This is a genomic window from Streptomyces actinomycinicus (genome assembly GCF_016741775.1).
In the GTDB taxonomy this organism is placed as follows: domain Bacteria; phylum Actinomycetota; class Actinomycetes; order Streptomycetales; family Streptomycetaceae; genus Streptomyces; species Streptomyces actinomycinicus.
Genome location: NZ_JAERRK010000009.1, coordinates 207,807 through 220,414, shown reverse-complemented (window position 1 = coordinate 220,414; position 12,608 = coordinate 207,807). Strand labels below are relative to the sequence as shown.

The following is a 12,608-nucleotide window of genomic DNA, read 5'->3' as shown; positions in this document are numbered from 1 at the left end:
GGGCTCGGGTTCCGCTTCGCTCAGTGCTCGGGTTCCGCTTCGGTCAGGACTCCGGATCTGTCAGGTCACCACCCCGGGGATCACCGGCAACTGCTGGTAGCCGCCGGCGCTGTGGCGCACGGTGAGGAGCACCGCCTTGCCGGGGCGGCAGCGGACGACCGCTCGGGCGAGGTCGACGGCGGTGTCCACGCGGACCGCGCCGAACTGGAGCACAACGTCCCCGCGGACCAGTCCCGCCGAGTAGCCGGGGCCGGGCACGTGCACGCCGACCACCAGCGCACCCACCTTCCCGGCGTCCACCGCTTCCACACCGAGGGTGGCAGAGGGCGGGAGGGGGGCGGGGCTCGGCGCGGCAGGGGGCGCGGCCGGGGCGGGGGAGGCGTGCGGCGCGGCCTGGCCCTGCAGCTCGGCGAGCCGGCTCATGCCGATCACCGTGGCGCCGACCGTGCCGAGGCCGGCACCGCAGAGCAGCAGCACGGTGCCGGTGCACACGCCGAACAACAGGGTCCGCAGCCGCCGTCCGCGCCGGCGAGCGGCGTGCGGTCGCTTGGCCGGGCCGGACGTGCCGTCCTTCCGCCCCCGGTCCTGGCCGGGCATCGGCTTGGGACGCAACGCAGTCTGTTCCATGGTTCGCTCGCCTCCGGCTGGTGCTCTACCCGGGGCGGTGGGCCGCGACAAGACACGAACGAGTGAGAATGGCCGAAGGGTGGCGGAGGGTAGCCATAGCTGGCACCGGCTCGCACCCGCACCCGGTGGTCCGGGTGCCGGCGCGAGCCGTGGCCGAGCACGCGGGTTTCCGGCTCGTCCGGCCGGAGTGACCGTCCCCCCGTCGCAGCCCGTGTGACCGCCGTCGTCGCAGCCCGTGTGACCGCCGTCGTCTCAGCCCGTGTGGCCCCCGCCGTGGCCGCCGTGCGCCCCGCCGTGGTCGAACTTCAGGGCCTCGGGCGGCATGACGACGAAGGGCCGCATCATGCCCATGTCCTCGTGCTCCAACAGGTGACAGTGGTACATGAACCGGCCGTACGCGCCGTCGAAACGGCCCATGACCCGGAGCAACTGGCTCCCCGGCACCCGGAAGACGTCCTTGTGGCCGCGCTCGTTGGGCGCGAGCGGTACCGCCGTCCCCGCGTCGTGCCGGATCGGTGTGCGGGTGCCGCCCACCGCCGGGTCGAAGCCGGAGACGTCGTAGGCGTCCCGGCCCAGCAGCTGGAAGTCGGCCAGGTGGATGTGCATGGGGTGCACGATCGGCGCGAGGTTGAGGAAGCTCCACTGCTCGTGGCTGCCCTCGCCGATCGTGAAACCGAGCCCGTCGTTGAAGGTGCGCGCGCCGCGCCGGTACGTCTTGGTGGTGCCGTCGGGTCCGGTGATCTGGACGATGCCGTCGGCCGGGAGCTTGAGGCCGGTGGTGTCCTGGACCTCGGTCATCTCCCAGATCTCGGGGTGGCCTCCTGCGCCCTTGGTGGCGGGCGGGGTGAGCAGCACCAGGCGGTGGCCGTGCGGGATGTCGTGGGTGAGGCGGCGGAAGGAGCCGGACAACACCTCGGGCAGTTCGAAGGTGTCCTCCTCGCAGCCCTCCCCGACCCGGAACTCCAGCACGGCCGGGTACGGCACGTCGCCGGCCGGGTCGGGCACGCCCGCGGGCTGGTTGCGGCCCTTGTTCACCAGCCGCAGGGTGCGGCCGGCCAGGGCCCGGAAGTCGACCAGCAGGTCGAAGCGCTCGGCCGGTGCGGCGGTCAGCGCGGGCAGGTCGGCGTCGAAGTCGACCGGCACCGGGCGCGGCAGCAGTCCGCCGTCGCTGCCGATCTGGTGGACGGTCCCCGGCACCGGCTCGCCGTCCTCATCGATCAGGACGAGGTCGAAGATGCGCGCGTTGGAGGCGTTGACCAGCCGGAAGCGGTACCAGGCCGGGTCCACGTCGGCGTAGGGCCAGATGCGGCCGTTGACCGTGGTGTACGGGCCGGTGAACGGGATGGAGACCGGCTTCCCGGTCTCCGGGTTGCGCTGCTGGACGATCACCGTCTTGTGCAGCAGCCGTCCGTTGAGCCGGCCGTCCTCGTCGGTGTCGAGATTGCGGTCGGCGATGAGCAGCGGGATCTCGCGCTCGCCGGAGGGCAGTTGGAGGGCGTCCTCCTCCTCGTCACGGACGAGGTAGGTGCCGTACAGGCCCGCCATCACGTTCCAGCGGGTGATGTTCATCGCGTGGTCGTGGTACCACCACTGCACCGCCTGGTGGTCGTTCGGGTACTCGGCGAGCTGGGCGTCGCCGTGGCCGACGGCGTTGTCCGCCCAGCCGTCGTTGCCGCCGCCGGTCTGGGCGCCGTGCAGATGCGTCACCGACCAGGCGGGCAGGGCGGCGACGTCCTTGTTCGGCTCGGCCCCCTCGCGGCCGGGCTCGGTGGTGGCCTGTGGGCGGCCGTCCGTGCGCAGCGGCACCTCTACCGAGGTGACCGGGTACTCGCTCTCCTTCGGGATGCGGTTGGTCCAGGCGATGCGGATGCGCTGCCCGCGCCGGACCTCGATGGTCGGGCCCGGCACATGACCGTCGTACCCCCACATCAGGGTCGGCGGGAGCTGCGGGTGCAGGCGCACCCAGGTGGGGCGCAGGGCGATCTCGGTCTCGTGCAGGACGTCGTCCGCGGCGGGCCGCAGCACGGGCGGGACGGCCAGCGGCGCTACGTAGGGCGTCAGTTCGCCGGCCTCCGCCGCAGCCCTCTCCACCGCCGACCCCTCCGGCTCGGCCCCCTCCGCCGCGGTCCGCTGGGCCGGAGCCGGCTCCGCCGCGCTCTGTCCGGTGAGCCTTTCGATCGTCTCGGTCAAGGTCGAACACCCCCGTGTGTTCAGCGGTCTGTTGTTCCCCTTGCTCCGCAAGACTCCCGGAGACTCACCGAAGTTCCCTGAATGCCTCGTTCCGTACGAAAAGATTCCGAGATCGTCAGCCGAGGCTCAGCGCCGGCAGGGCGGGCGCACGGTCGGGCAGGAATCCGTGGGAGCGGCGGCCGAGCCACTCGGCCCTGTAACGGTCGACCTCCCGGTGCCAGTGGAGGATTCCGGCCAGCCAGTTCTTCAGGTCCAGCACATAGGCGTCCATGACCGTCCGCGCCTCGGCCGACAGCCGGAAGTCCTCGTACAGGACGGGCAGTTCGTTGGCGATCACGTGCTCGAACTGCTGCATGCGCTGGGTCATCAGATCGCTGACGACGCCGAGCGCTGCCGGGTAGTCCACGCCGAAGAAGTTCTGCACGACCAGGACGGCGTTGTGGATCTCGCCCTCGTGCTCGATCTCCTTCTGGTACGAGAAGACGTCGTTGACGAGGCAGGCGTAGTCGATGGCGGCGTTCTCCAGGGAGCGCACCGGTCCGCTGGCGTACACCTCGGCGGGGATCGCTGGGCCGTGGCCCATCCGGCACAGGCTCAGGGTGAGGTCGGAGCCGAAGGTCGCCCGCCGCATCTCCAGGTAGTCGACCGGGTCGGGGATGCGGTTCTGCAACTGGTTGGACAGTTCCCAGACCCAGCTCTCGGTCATGGCGTCCACGGAGGCCTTGAGGGTGCGCCGCTGGTCGGGGGTCATCCCGGCCGTGGTCCGCAGCCACAGGTCGGCCAGTGCCCGTTCCATGGCGTCGGCGGGTACCACGGCCGGCTCGCCCTCCACGGGCATGCACTCCGAGAGGCGGGCGGTGGTCAGCCGGGCGGCGGCGATGTCCCTGCGGTGGCCGTACACCAGCGGGTAGTAGTCGTCGGCGTAGGTGCCCCAGGCGAGCCACTGCGCGCTGAGGTCGAGGGCCGCTGGGGTGGCGTCCGGGTCCAGGCCGGCGGCGCACAGGGCGAGGTCGCAGGCGGCGAGCTTGTCCTCGTCCCAGACGCCCTCCCGGAGGATGCCCGTCCGGTGGCACCAGTCGACGAGGCGGGCGCGGGCCACGTCCAGGTGCGGGCTGAGCCGTACCTCGAAGGGCATGTACAGGTCGGGGATCCGGGCCGGACCGACCTTCTGGTAGGGCACGTGGGAGTAGGCGCGTACGCGCTCCTGGGCGGCCGATGCGAGGAGCGCGCCGACGTCGGCGGCGGAGATGCCGGGCCCCTTCGTCAGCTGCCAGGGCGAGTCGGACCGCGCCCCCTTGTTCATGTAACGGCTGGAACGCATGTGCCACTCGTGGCCGCCGGACTGCCAGTCCTGCAGCCCCTTCGTGTAGGCGGCGACCGCGGCCACCTCGGCGGCACCGAGGCCCTTCTCGAGGGCGACGGCGGGGACTTCGGTGAGCGCGGTGTGCTCGAACTGGTGGAGCCGGGAGGTGAGGATGTCGTTGACGGTGTCGGCGGCCTCCTGGGTGGTGCTGCCGAAGAACTTCTCCAGGACGAGCACGCCGTTGCTGTTCTCGCCCTCGTCCTCGACCTCCCGCTGGTAGGAGAACAGGTCGTTGCGCAGGTGGACGGCGTCGGAGAACGTCTCCATGAGGACGCGCAGCGGCCGGGTGCCGGCGACGGCCGCGGGCACCTCGGCGGTCGCGTACTCCACGAGCCCCGCCGACCAGGGTGCGCCGCCCACCTTGCGGCGCATCTCGATGTACTCGACGGGGTTGGCGATGCGCCCCTCGTTGATGTTGGACAGCTCCCACATCGACTCGTTGAGCAGATGCTCGGTGGCGACGGAGAAGCGGCGGCGCCACTCGACGGACATCGCCGGCACCGTCCGCGCCCACAGGTCCTTCAGGCCCGCCTCCACCGGGTTCTCCGGTTCCGGCACGGGCGTTGCCGGGTCGAGCGGCATGAACAGCGGCAGGCGGTCCAGGTGGGCCTTGCCGGCGGCGCGGTCGGGGGTGCGCTTGAACATGTCGAGGAAGTGGTCGTCGAAGAAGAACACCCACACGTACCAGTCGGTGATCAACGAGAGGGCGGTTCCGTCGCAGTCGGGGTGGGTGTAGGAGCACAGGAGCCCGTAGTCGTGCGCCTCCAGGTCGGCCTGCTCCCAGATCCCGGAGCCCTCCAGCATGCCCATCTCGCGTGCCCACCGGGTCGAGTGGGCGCGGGCCTCGTCCAGGTGCGGATTGAGCCGCGCGGGATACGGCATGTAGAAGTGCGGGAGTTCGAACGGCTGCGTCATGGCCGGGGCCCTACCCGCCGCCCCGGAGCCCCATCCGCCCGTCGGCACATGATCACACCATCGCGTGAACCGCCCCCGAATCCGGGAACTCCGGCGCGCGGCTGTGGCGTTCGAGCCCTTGCCGCACCCCCGCGCGCGGGCCACGGTAGGCGCATGACCTCCTTCGTGCTGCCCCATGAGGTGCACGGCGACGGCACCCACGAGCTGTTCGCGGTGCACGCCTGGTTCGCCGGCCGGTCCGTGTGCGCGGCCGTCCCGCCGGACCTCGGCCGCGTCTCCTTCAGCTACGTGCCGGCCGGCCGGCGCGGCTACGGCGAGGCCCGGGACGCCCCGGGCTCCTCCACGACGGCCGCGACGGACGCGGCGGACGCGGCGGACGCGGCGGTCCAGCCGGGGGAGGCCCGCGCGGCGCACGGGAGTGAGCCGGCGTGAGTGTTCGCGAGGCGCCGCCGGTGCCGGACGTCTTCGATCCGCTCAGGTACGCGGCCGGGGTGCCCCACGCCGACTACCGGGTCCTGCGCGACCACCATCCCGTGGCCTGGCAGGAGGAGCCGGAGGTGCTGGGCTGGCCCGCCGGGCCCGGGTTCTGGGCGGTGACCCGGCACGCGGACGTCGTCCGTGTGCTGAAGGACGCGACGGCGTACTCCTCGTACGCCGGCGCCACCCAGATCCGGGACCCCGACCCGGAGGATCTGCCGTTCATCCGGCGGATGATGCTCAACCAGGACCCGCCCGGGCACGGCCGGCTGCGGCGGCTGGTGAGCCGGGCCTTCACACCGGGGCGGGTGGACCGGTTCGCGGCGGTCGCCCGGGGACGGGCGCGCTCACTGCTCGCGGACGCCCTGGCGGCGGCGCGGCAGGGGGACGGCACGGCCGACCTGGTGGCCACCGTCACCGACGAGTACGCCCTGCTCAACCTGGCGGATCTGCTGGGCGTCCCGGAGAGCGACCGGCGGCTGCTGCTGCACTGGACGCAGCGGGTCATCGGCTACCAGGACCCGGACGAGGCCGGTGCCCCCGTGCTGGACCGGGCGGGCAGGCCGGTCGATCCACGGTCACCGGCGATGCTGCGGGACATGTTCGCGTACGCCCGCGAGCTGGCCGCGCACAAGCGCCGGTCGCCCGCCGACGACATCATGACGACGCTGGCCCACGACCCCGAACTCACCGGCGCCGAGCTGGACATGTTCTTCTTCCTGCTCACCGTCGCCGGCAACGACACCGTGCGCAGCGCGGCCCCGGGCGGGCTGCTGGCGCTGGCGGAGCATCCGGAGGCGTACGAGCTGCTGCGCGCCGGGAAGGTGGGGATGCCGTCCGCCGTCGAGGAGTTGCTGCGCTGGCACCCGCCGGTGCTGACCTTCCGCCGTACCGCCGCGCGGGACACGGAGCTGGCCGGGCGCAAGGTCCGGGCCGGCGACAAGGTCGTGGTGTTCCACGCCTCGGCCAACCGTGACGAGCGCGTCTTCGCCGGGCCCGACCGGCTCGATCCGGCCCGCTCCCCCAATCCGCACGTCTCCTTCGGTGACGGCCCGCACGTGTGCCTGGGCGCCCACTTCGCCCGGCTCCAGCTGCGGCTGCTGCACGAGGAGGTACTGCGTGCCCTGCCGGTGCCGCCGCGCCTGGCCGGACCGGCCGGGCGGCTGGTGTCGAACTTCATCAACGGCGTCAAGTCATTGCCCCTGCTGCTCACCTGACGGGTCGACCTGGATCAGCGCATGCGTGCCGCCCGTACGCCAGCGCTGTCCCTCAGCGGCCACCAGGGCGGACTCGGTCGCGGCCGACAGGCCGGTGATCACGTCGGACTTGAGGGTGCGCAGCGCGGCGACCGGCCCGGGGAAGTACGCCGTCGTCCGCCGGAACGCCGTGGTGGGCGGCCAGAGCCGGTCGCCCACCAGACGGCGGTAGTTCAGGTCGCCCTTGACGACGGTCAGCGTTGCCGCCGCGAACTCGGCGCGCAGATCGTCGGGCATCGCGGAGTACGGCAGCGGGGCGCACCAGAAGGGGTGGGTGCGGACGGTGAGCCGGCCGTCGGCCATGGCCGCCCACAGCGCGCGCCCGTAGGCACCGGCGGCCCCCGGCGCCGTGCGCAGCCGGTGCAGGGCGTCGACCACGTCGGCGGTGGTGGCGTCCGAGACGTAGTACGGGTACGGCTTGACGTGCAGCACCGCCCGGGCGGCCCGGCCCTCGGCGAGGAGGTGTGCGATCAGCAGGAGATCGGGGACGAGTTCCCGGCCCGCGTTGTCCGCGACCAGCACCAGCGTGCCGTTTCCGGCGGGCGGCAGCAGGGACCACAACGTCTCGCTGTCGTCGGCGACCAGGGCGGGGGCCGGTTCGCGGTCCCCGGCGCCCTCGGCGGAGAGCCGGAAACCGAGGTCGGCCCGGTTGCCCCACAGCGAGCCGTGCAGCAGGGCGCGCGCCCGCTCCTCCTCCGGCAGCTTCTGCAGGGCGTCCAGGGCCGCCAGTTCCTCATCGGTCTCGGAGGCGTCGAGTTCGGCGCGTTTGAAGGGGCGGAAGGGGTCGATGCCCTGCCAGGAGCCCGGCCCGAACCAGCCGACGGCTTCGAGCAGCCGGCGGTAGAAGTAGCTCTCGGACCACAGCCACGGCACGTCGTACCAGGAGCGCCCGGCATGTCCGGCCAGGCCCCAGGCGAGCCACCGGTCCCCGTCCGGGGCGCCGGCGGGGAGCGGCTCGACCGTTCCCTCGGTGCAGCTGTGCAGCAGTTCGTCCAGCGCCTCGTGCTGCCCGGGCCCGTAGGGGAAGGCGTCCCGTACCTGCCGGATGATCGCGGGGTGCCGCTCGGCCAGCACGCTGTGCGGGAAGGAGCCGGGCTCGTTGCCGAGGATCACGGGTGCGAAGGGGGTGTCGGGCATGTCCGTCACCGTATCGCCCGGCTCAGGCGCTTCTGGTCTCCCGCTCCAGCTGCGTGGCGAGACCGACGTAACGGGGGCGGCGGTGCACGGGGACGAGTCCGCGGATCATCAGGTGCCACATCTCGGCGACTCTGCGCGGCAGCCGTCCGGCGGGCTCGAGCGAGCGGCCGGCGACCCGGGTGCCGATGAAGAAGCAGACGAGGGAGTGGGCGACGGCACCGACGTCGAGGTCACCGTGCACATCGGACTCCCGGACGGCTCCGTTGAACTTGCGGGTCGCGAAGTCCAGCCACTCGGTGAACGGGTGCCGCAGCGGCGGCCGCACGGCAATGTCCGCCGCGGCCAGGCGGAGTCCGGCGCGCGGCACCGGGTCCTCCACGGCGAGCCGGGCGATCCCGAACGTGGTGCGCATCAGGGACTCCAGCGAGGAGCAGCCGCGGCCCTCCACATCCGCTACCAGCCGTTGAGCGGCCCTGGCCTGGAGTTCCAGGATGGCGTGCGCCAGGTCCTCCTTGGCGGCGAAGTGGAAGTACAGTGCGCCCTTGGTGACCTTCGCGTGTGCGACGATGTCGCTCAGGCTGGTGGACTCGTAGCCTTGCCGGTCGAACAGGTCGGCGGCGGCCGTGATGATCGTTGCGCGGGTCTGTTCGGCGCGTAACTGCCTCGCCATGACGGGACCCCTCCTGCCGTGCGTGCGAACGGGACATGCGGTTTGTTTTTAACCCCCCGCATACGATAACTCACAGAATGGCAACAGGTTTGCGGAGTCCCCAGGTCACGGCGGTAAACGTGTGATCTTCACGGCCGGCAGCGGACGGATTCCCGGCGACTTCGTGAACGGACAAGACCAGAACGGCTCCTCCTCTCGTCGGCGACGGCGCCCGGCGGCCCTCCGCCGACCGGCGTCGGCACCCATGATCGCCACGATACGAGGCTTTCGGGCGGCTCCTCAACGGGGTCCGGGAGCAGGCGCAAAACAGCCGAACGAGTCGGTGCTTTCGCGCCCCCGAGGCCGCTTCTGCGCGCCGGGCGGCCTGAACGCGACGGAGGCCCGGACCGTACTGGACCGCACAGTCCCCGTTCCCGTGCCTGCCGAGGAGACGTCCCGGATGACTCGGATGACCGCCCGACTGGGCGTCAGGGTGGCCGCCGCCGCGGCACCGCTCCTGCTCCTGCCGTGGGCGGCGGTGCCGGCCCAGGCCCACGGCGCCCCCACTGACCCGGTCAGCCGGGTCTACGCCTGCTCCCCCGAGGGCGGCGGTGCCGCCCGGTCCGCGGCCTGCCGTGCCGCCGTCGCGGCGAACGGCGCTCCGTTCACCGCGTGGGACAACCTGCGCGTGGCAGGGGTGGGAGGGCGCGACCGGCAGGTGATTCCGGACGGCAGGCTGTGCAGCGGGAACCTGCCGGCCTACCGCGGCCTCGACCTGGTCCGGCGGGACTGGCCGGCGACGCGGCTGACGCCCGGCGGCCGGCTGACGCTGACGTACGCGTCGACCATTGCGCACACCGGCACGTTCAAGCTGTATCTGACCAAGCCGGGTTACGACCCGGGCAAGCCGCTGGCCTGGGACGACCTCCCGGAACGGCCCTTCGCCGAGATCAGCGACCCGCCGCTGCGCGACGGCGCCTACCACCTTGGGGTGACACTGCCGAAGGACCGGACGGGTCGTCAGATGCTGTACACGATCTGGCAGAACACCAGCACGCCGGACACCTACTACTCGTGTTCCGACGTGGTCTTCCCGGAGCGCGGGCGAGCCGCCGGTCCGGGCCGGGGCACGAAACCGGCGGCTCCGACGGCGACTTCACCGAGCCCGCGCTCCGCATCGCCGGCCGCGCCCGGGTCACCGACGGCGAACCCGACTCCCGCGGCCCGGCCGGGCGACGCCTCCCCCGCGGGCACCGCGCACGACGGCGCACCGGTGGCACAGGCCACGCACGGTGACACGGGGCCGTCGGCACCACTGGTGGCGGGCGGTGCCGCCGCGGTGCTGCTGATCACCGGGGGCACCGCCCTCGCCGTCCGGCTGCGACGGCGCTGAAACCGGCGCGGTCTACGGGTCAGTTGACGTAGACCCGCGCGCCGGAGTCGGTGACGGGGGCGTACCTGGCCGTGAAGTAGCCGTTGGCGAAGCACAGGGACGAGCCCGAACTCTTGGTGAACTGCTGGTTGGTGAAGGTGATGCTGCTGTCGGCGTTGTCGGCCTTCCCGGTCAGGCCGGCCGCCTGGTAGACGCAGGTGACGCTGCCGAGCAGGGTGCGCAGCTTGACCGTGGCCTGGACGACGGAGCCGCTGGCGGGCTGGACGGTCAGGGTGCCGTCGGAGGCCACCGTCGCGGAGTAGGGCAGGTTGTCGATGGTGATGCCGTTGACCCCGAGGACACCGGTGACGTTGCTGGAGCAGGTGCTGCTGTCGAAGGTGTGCGCGGTGACGGACTCGGTGGCTGTGCCGGGGGCTGCCGGGTTGCCGGTGACGGTCGCGGTGAACCGGGAGGACGTGCACTTGACGCCGCTGGTGCCGGTGGCGCTGGAGTAGAAGTTCGCTGTCGTGCCGGAGGCCAGCGGCGCGGTGAGGGAGTCGCCGACGGCGACCGCGGTGCCGCCGGTGCCACCGGTGGTGAGGACCGCGCCGTCCGCGGAGGCGGGGCCGGCCCAGCTGAGGGCGAGCGCGGTGGCGGTGCCGGCGACGGCGAGGAGGGTGCGAGTACGCATGCGGGTGCCCCTTTTCCGAAGTGGGGGATCAGATGAGGTGAGGTGGGGGGTTGGGGGTGCCGGAGGGGTGGCGGTGGTCCGGCGGTGCCGTCGGCCGCCCGAGAGGTGGCGGTGGTCCGGTGGTGCCGTCGGCCGCCCGAGAGGTGGCGGTGGTACCGCGATGCCGCCGGCGCTGGGCCGTTGCGCCTTCTCCGTACGCGACGGACCGGCGACGGCGGCGGGCCGGACACCGGCCGGAGGCCTCGGGGGAAGGCCTCCGGCCGGGCCGGGCAGGGGGGCGGACGGACACGGAACGGCCGGGGGGAAGCGACCGTGCCGGAGCCTCGCCGAAGGTGCTGAACCGTGGAGCGCTTGCCGCGTGGGCCGGGAGTGCGGCCGAGGACGCGACCGGTGCGGCCCGGAGGAACGGGCCGTGGCCATGCCGGGAGTCCATGGTGGTGCCGCTTGCCGGATCCGGCGCCACGGATCCGTGGAAACAGGGGAAGTTGTAGACCTGATTAACCGTCAACGTCAAGCGGGAGAAGGGCAGTTGGTGCAGGCGGGCGCCGCCCGCGCACATCCGACACCCTTTTTTCACATTTCCCTTGACCCTTCAAAGTAACCGGCGGTAACTTCCTCGGAGGCTACTGCCGCGTAACGAGAAAGCCCTTGCATCCGCCGGGAGTTGCGAGGAGGTGTACGCGACAGCCGCTGTCCGCGCCAGGACACCGCGCCACTGAAGCCCAACCCGCATTGATCCATGCCCATGGGAGCAGACATGGCCTCGTCCCCGGACGTCCCGTCCGCCGGCAACACCCCCGAGAACCCGGAAAGCGGTTCCCCTCCCGAAGCCCCGCAGACCACCGGAACCGCCGGCGCCGAGAGACGGGGACGCGTCCGGGCCCGCCGTGCCGCGGTGATGGCGGTACCCGCCACGCTGGTCGCCGCCACCCTCGCGGTCCTCACGGCACAGGGGGCGCTCGGTGTGCAGTTCGCGATCTCCGGCATGCCGTTCACGGTCACCGCGACGGAGCTCAACGGCACCGGATTCGAGCAGTTCGGCAACCTCGACAACATGGCGGAGGGCAGCCCGAACGCCGGGGACACCGGCGGGCAGGTGCTCGTCGTCACCTCCGCGATCAAGAACGCCACGCTGACCAAGCTGTGCCAGAGCGTCGACCTCGGCGGCACCAACCTGCTGATCACCGCGGGCAGCGGGGCGGAGAAGGTCACCGCGAGCGATCTGACGACCGACTCCACCGAGCTGTCCGGTGACGCGGCGTTCAACAACATAGAGATCGGCAACGACGCCAGCACGCTGACCAAGGCCGGGGTGAAGGGCCCGATCGGCGTCTTCAGCCAGCAGGCCGACACCGTGCGCATCGCCAAACTCCGGCAGACCAACTACGCGACCATCGCAGGCGTGTTCAAGCTGCCGGGCCTCAAGCTCCGGTTCAGCGAGTCGGGTTGCTGATCACCGTGCCGGACCGTCCACGTCTGGGGCCGAGGCTCGCCTTCCGCGGATGGCGGGCCCGCCGGCCGTTCTGGGGCGGGCTGCTGCTCGCCCTGGGCGGCGGCGAGATCCTGCTCACCGAGAAGGCCTCGCTGAAGGTCGTCATGCACATCGGCATGCAGGGTCTGGCCGGCTATCTGCTGCCGACCCTGATGGTGCTGCTGGGCCTGCTGATCCTGTTCAACCCGTCCCAGCGGCTCTTCTACTCCATCACCGGCGTCCTGCTGTCGCTGGGCACCTGGCTCACCTCGAACCTGGGCGGCTTCTTCCTCGGTCTCCTCCTCGGCGCCACCGGCAGCTGCCTGGCCTTCGGCTGGCTGCCCGACCAGGAGCCCCGCACCGGCCGCCGCAAGCGCCGCAGGCAGGCGCGGGCCGCGGCACGCGCGCCGGCCCCGAAGGGAGCGCAGGGGGCGGCCTGAACGCGGCCGGGGAGAGTCCG

11 protein-coding genes are annotated in these 12,608 nt (G+C 72.2%); 5 read left to right on the top strand and 6 right to left on the bottom strand.

Features of this window, described 5'->3' with window-relative positions:
• Positions 1–60 precede the first annotated feature (60 nt).
• The 3 genes from JK359_RS20240 to cyc2 form a co-directional block, all read right to left on the bottom strand.
• On the bottom strand, positions 61–627 hold the full coding sequence (locus JK359_RS20240; protein WP_201837509.1) for a PDZ domain-containing protein: 567 nt from the start codon (positions 625–627) through the stop codon (positions 61–63).
• Positions 628–879: 252 nt separating this feature from the next.
• Positions 880–2,817 carry an O-aminophenol oxidase PhsA gene (gene phsA / locus JK359_RS20235; RefSeq protein ID WP_201837508.1) on the bottom strand — a complete coding sequence of 646 codons (1,938 nt, stop codon included), beginning with the start codon at positions 2,815–2,817 and terminating at the stop codon, positions 880–882.
• Positions 2,818–2,932: 115 nt separating this feature from the next.
• Positions 2,933–5,095, bottom strand: coding sequence for a germacradienol/geosmin synthase Cyc2 (gene cyc2, locus JK359_RS20230; protein ID WP_201837507.1), 2,163 nt, complete (start codon positions 5,093–5,095; stop codon positions 2,933–2,935).
• 153 nt (positions 5,096–5,248) lie between these two features.
• On the opposite strand from cyc2, the gene JK359_RS20225 reads away from it, so the two are divergent.
• Entirely contained in the window at positions 5,249–5,527 is a 279-nt protein-coding gene (locus JK359_RS20225) for a hypothetical protein (protein ID WP_201837505.1), read from the top strand.
• Entirely contained in the window at positions 5,524–6,789 is a 1,266-nt protein-coding gene (locus tag JK359_RS40190; RefSeq protein ID WP_201837503.1) for a cytochrome P450, read from the top strand. The genes JK359_RS20225 and JK359_RS40190 overlap by 4 nt, the downstream gene beginning before the upstream one ends.
• Here JK359_RS40190 and JK359_RS20215 read toward each other — a convergent pair.
• Positions 6,766–7,965 (bottom strand): damage-control phosphatase ARMT1 family protein, encoded by a 1,200-nt coding sequence (locus JK359_RS20215; RefSeq protein ID WP_201837501.1) that lies wholly within the window; start codon positions 7,963–7,965, stop codon positions 6,766–6,768. The genes JK359_RS40190 and JK359_RS20215 overlap by 24 nt on opposite strands.
• 22 nt (positions 7,966–7,987) lie before the next feature.
• The gene (locus JK359_RS20210; protein ID WP_201837500.1) at positions 7,988–8,635 is read right to left on the bottom strand and encodes a ScbR family autoregulator-binding transcription factor; all 648 of its coding nucleotides are present in this window, start codon (positions 8,633–8,635) and stop codon (positions 7,988–7,990) included.
• Between the two features lie 439 nt (positions 8,636–9,074).
• Between JK359_RS20210 and JK359_RS20205 the strand changes: the two genes are divergently transcribed.
• A complete protein-coding gene (locus JK359_RS20205) occupies positions 9,075–10,007 on the top strand; it encodes a lytic polysaccharide monooxygenase auxiliary activity family 9 protein (RefSeq protein WP_201837499.1) in 933 nt (310 codons plus the stop codon).
• A 19-nt stretch (positions 10,008–10,026) separates the two neighbouring features.
• Here the strand turns inward: JK359_RS20205 and JK359_RS20200 are convergent, their stop codons facing one another.
• The gene (locus JK359_RS20200; protein WP_201837498.1) at positions 10,027–10,677 is read right to left on the bottom strand and encodes a Tat pathway signal sequence domain protein; all 651 of its coding nucleotides are present in this window, start codon (positions 10,675–10,677) and stop codon (positions 10,027–10,029) included.
• Positions 10,678–11,434: 757 nt separating this feature from the next.
• Here JK359_RS20200 and JK359_RS20195 point away from each other — a divergent pair.
• Both JK359_RS20195 and JK359_RS20190 read left to right on the top strand, forming a co-directional pair.
• A complete protein-coding gene (locus JK359_RS20195) occupies positions 11,435–12,130 on the top strand; it encodes a DUF6230 family protein (protein ID WP_201837605.1) in 696 nt (231 codons plus the stop codon).
• 5 nt (positions 12,131–12,135) lie between these two features.
• On the top strand, positions 12,136–12,588 hold the full coding sequence (locus JK359_RS20190) for a DUF6114 domain-containing protein (RefSeq protein ID WP_307788191.1): 453 nt from the start codon (positions 12,136–12,138) through the stop codon (positions 12,586–12,588).
• Positions 12,589–12,608 lie beyond the last annotated feature (20 nt).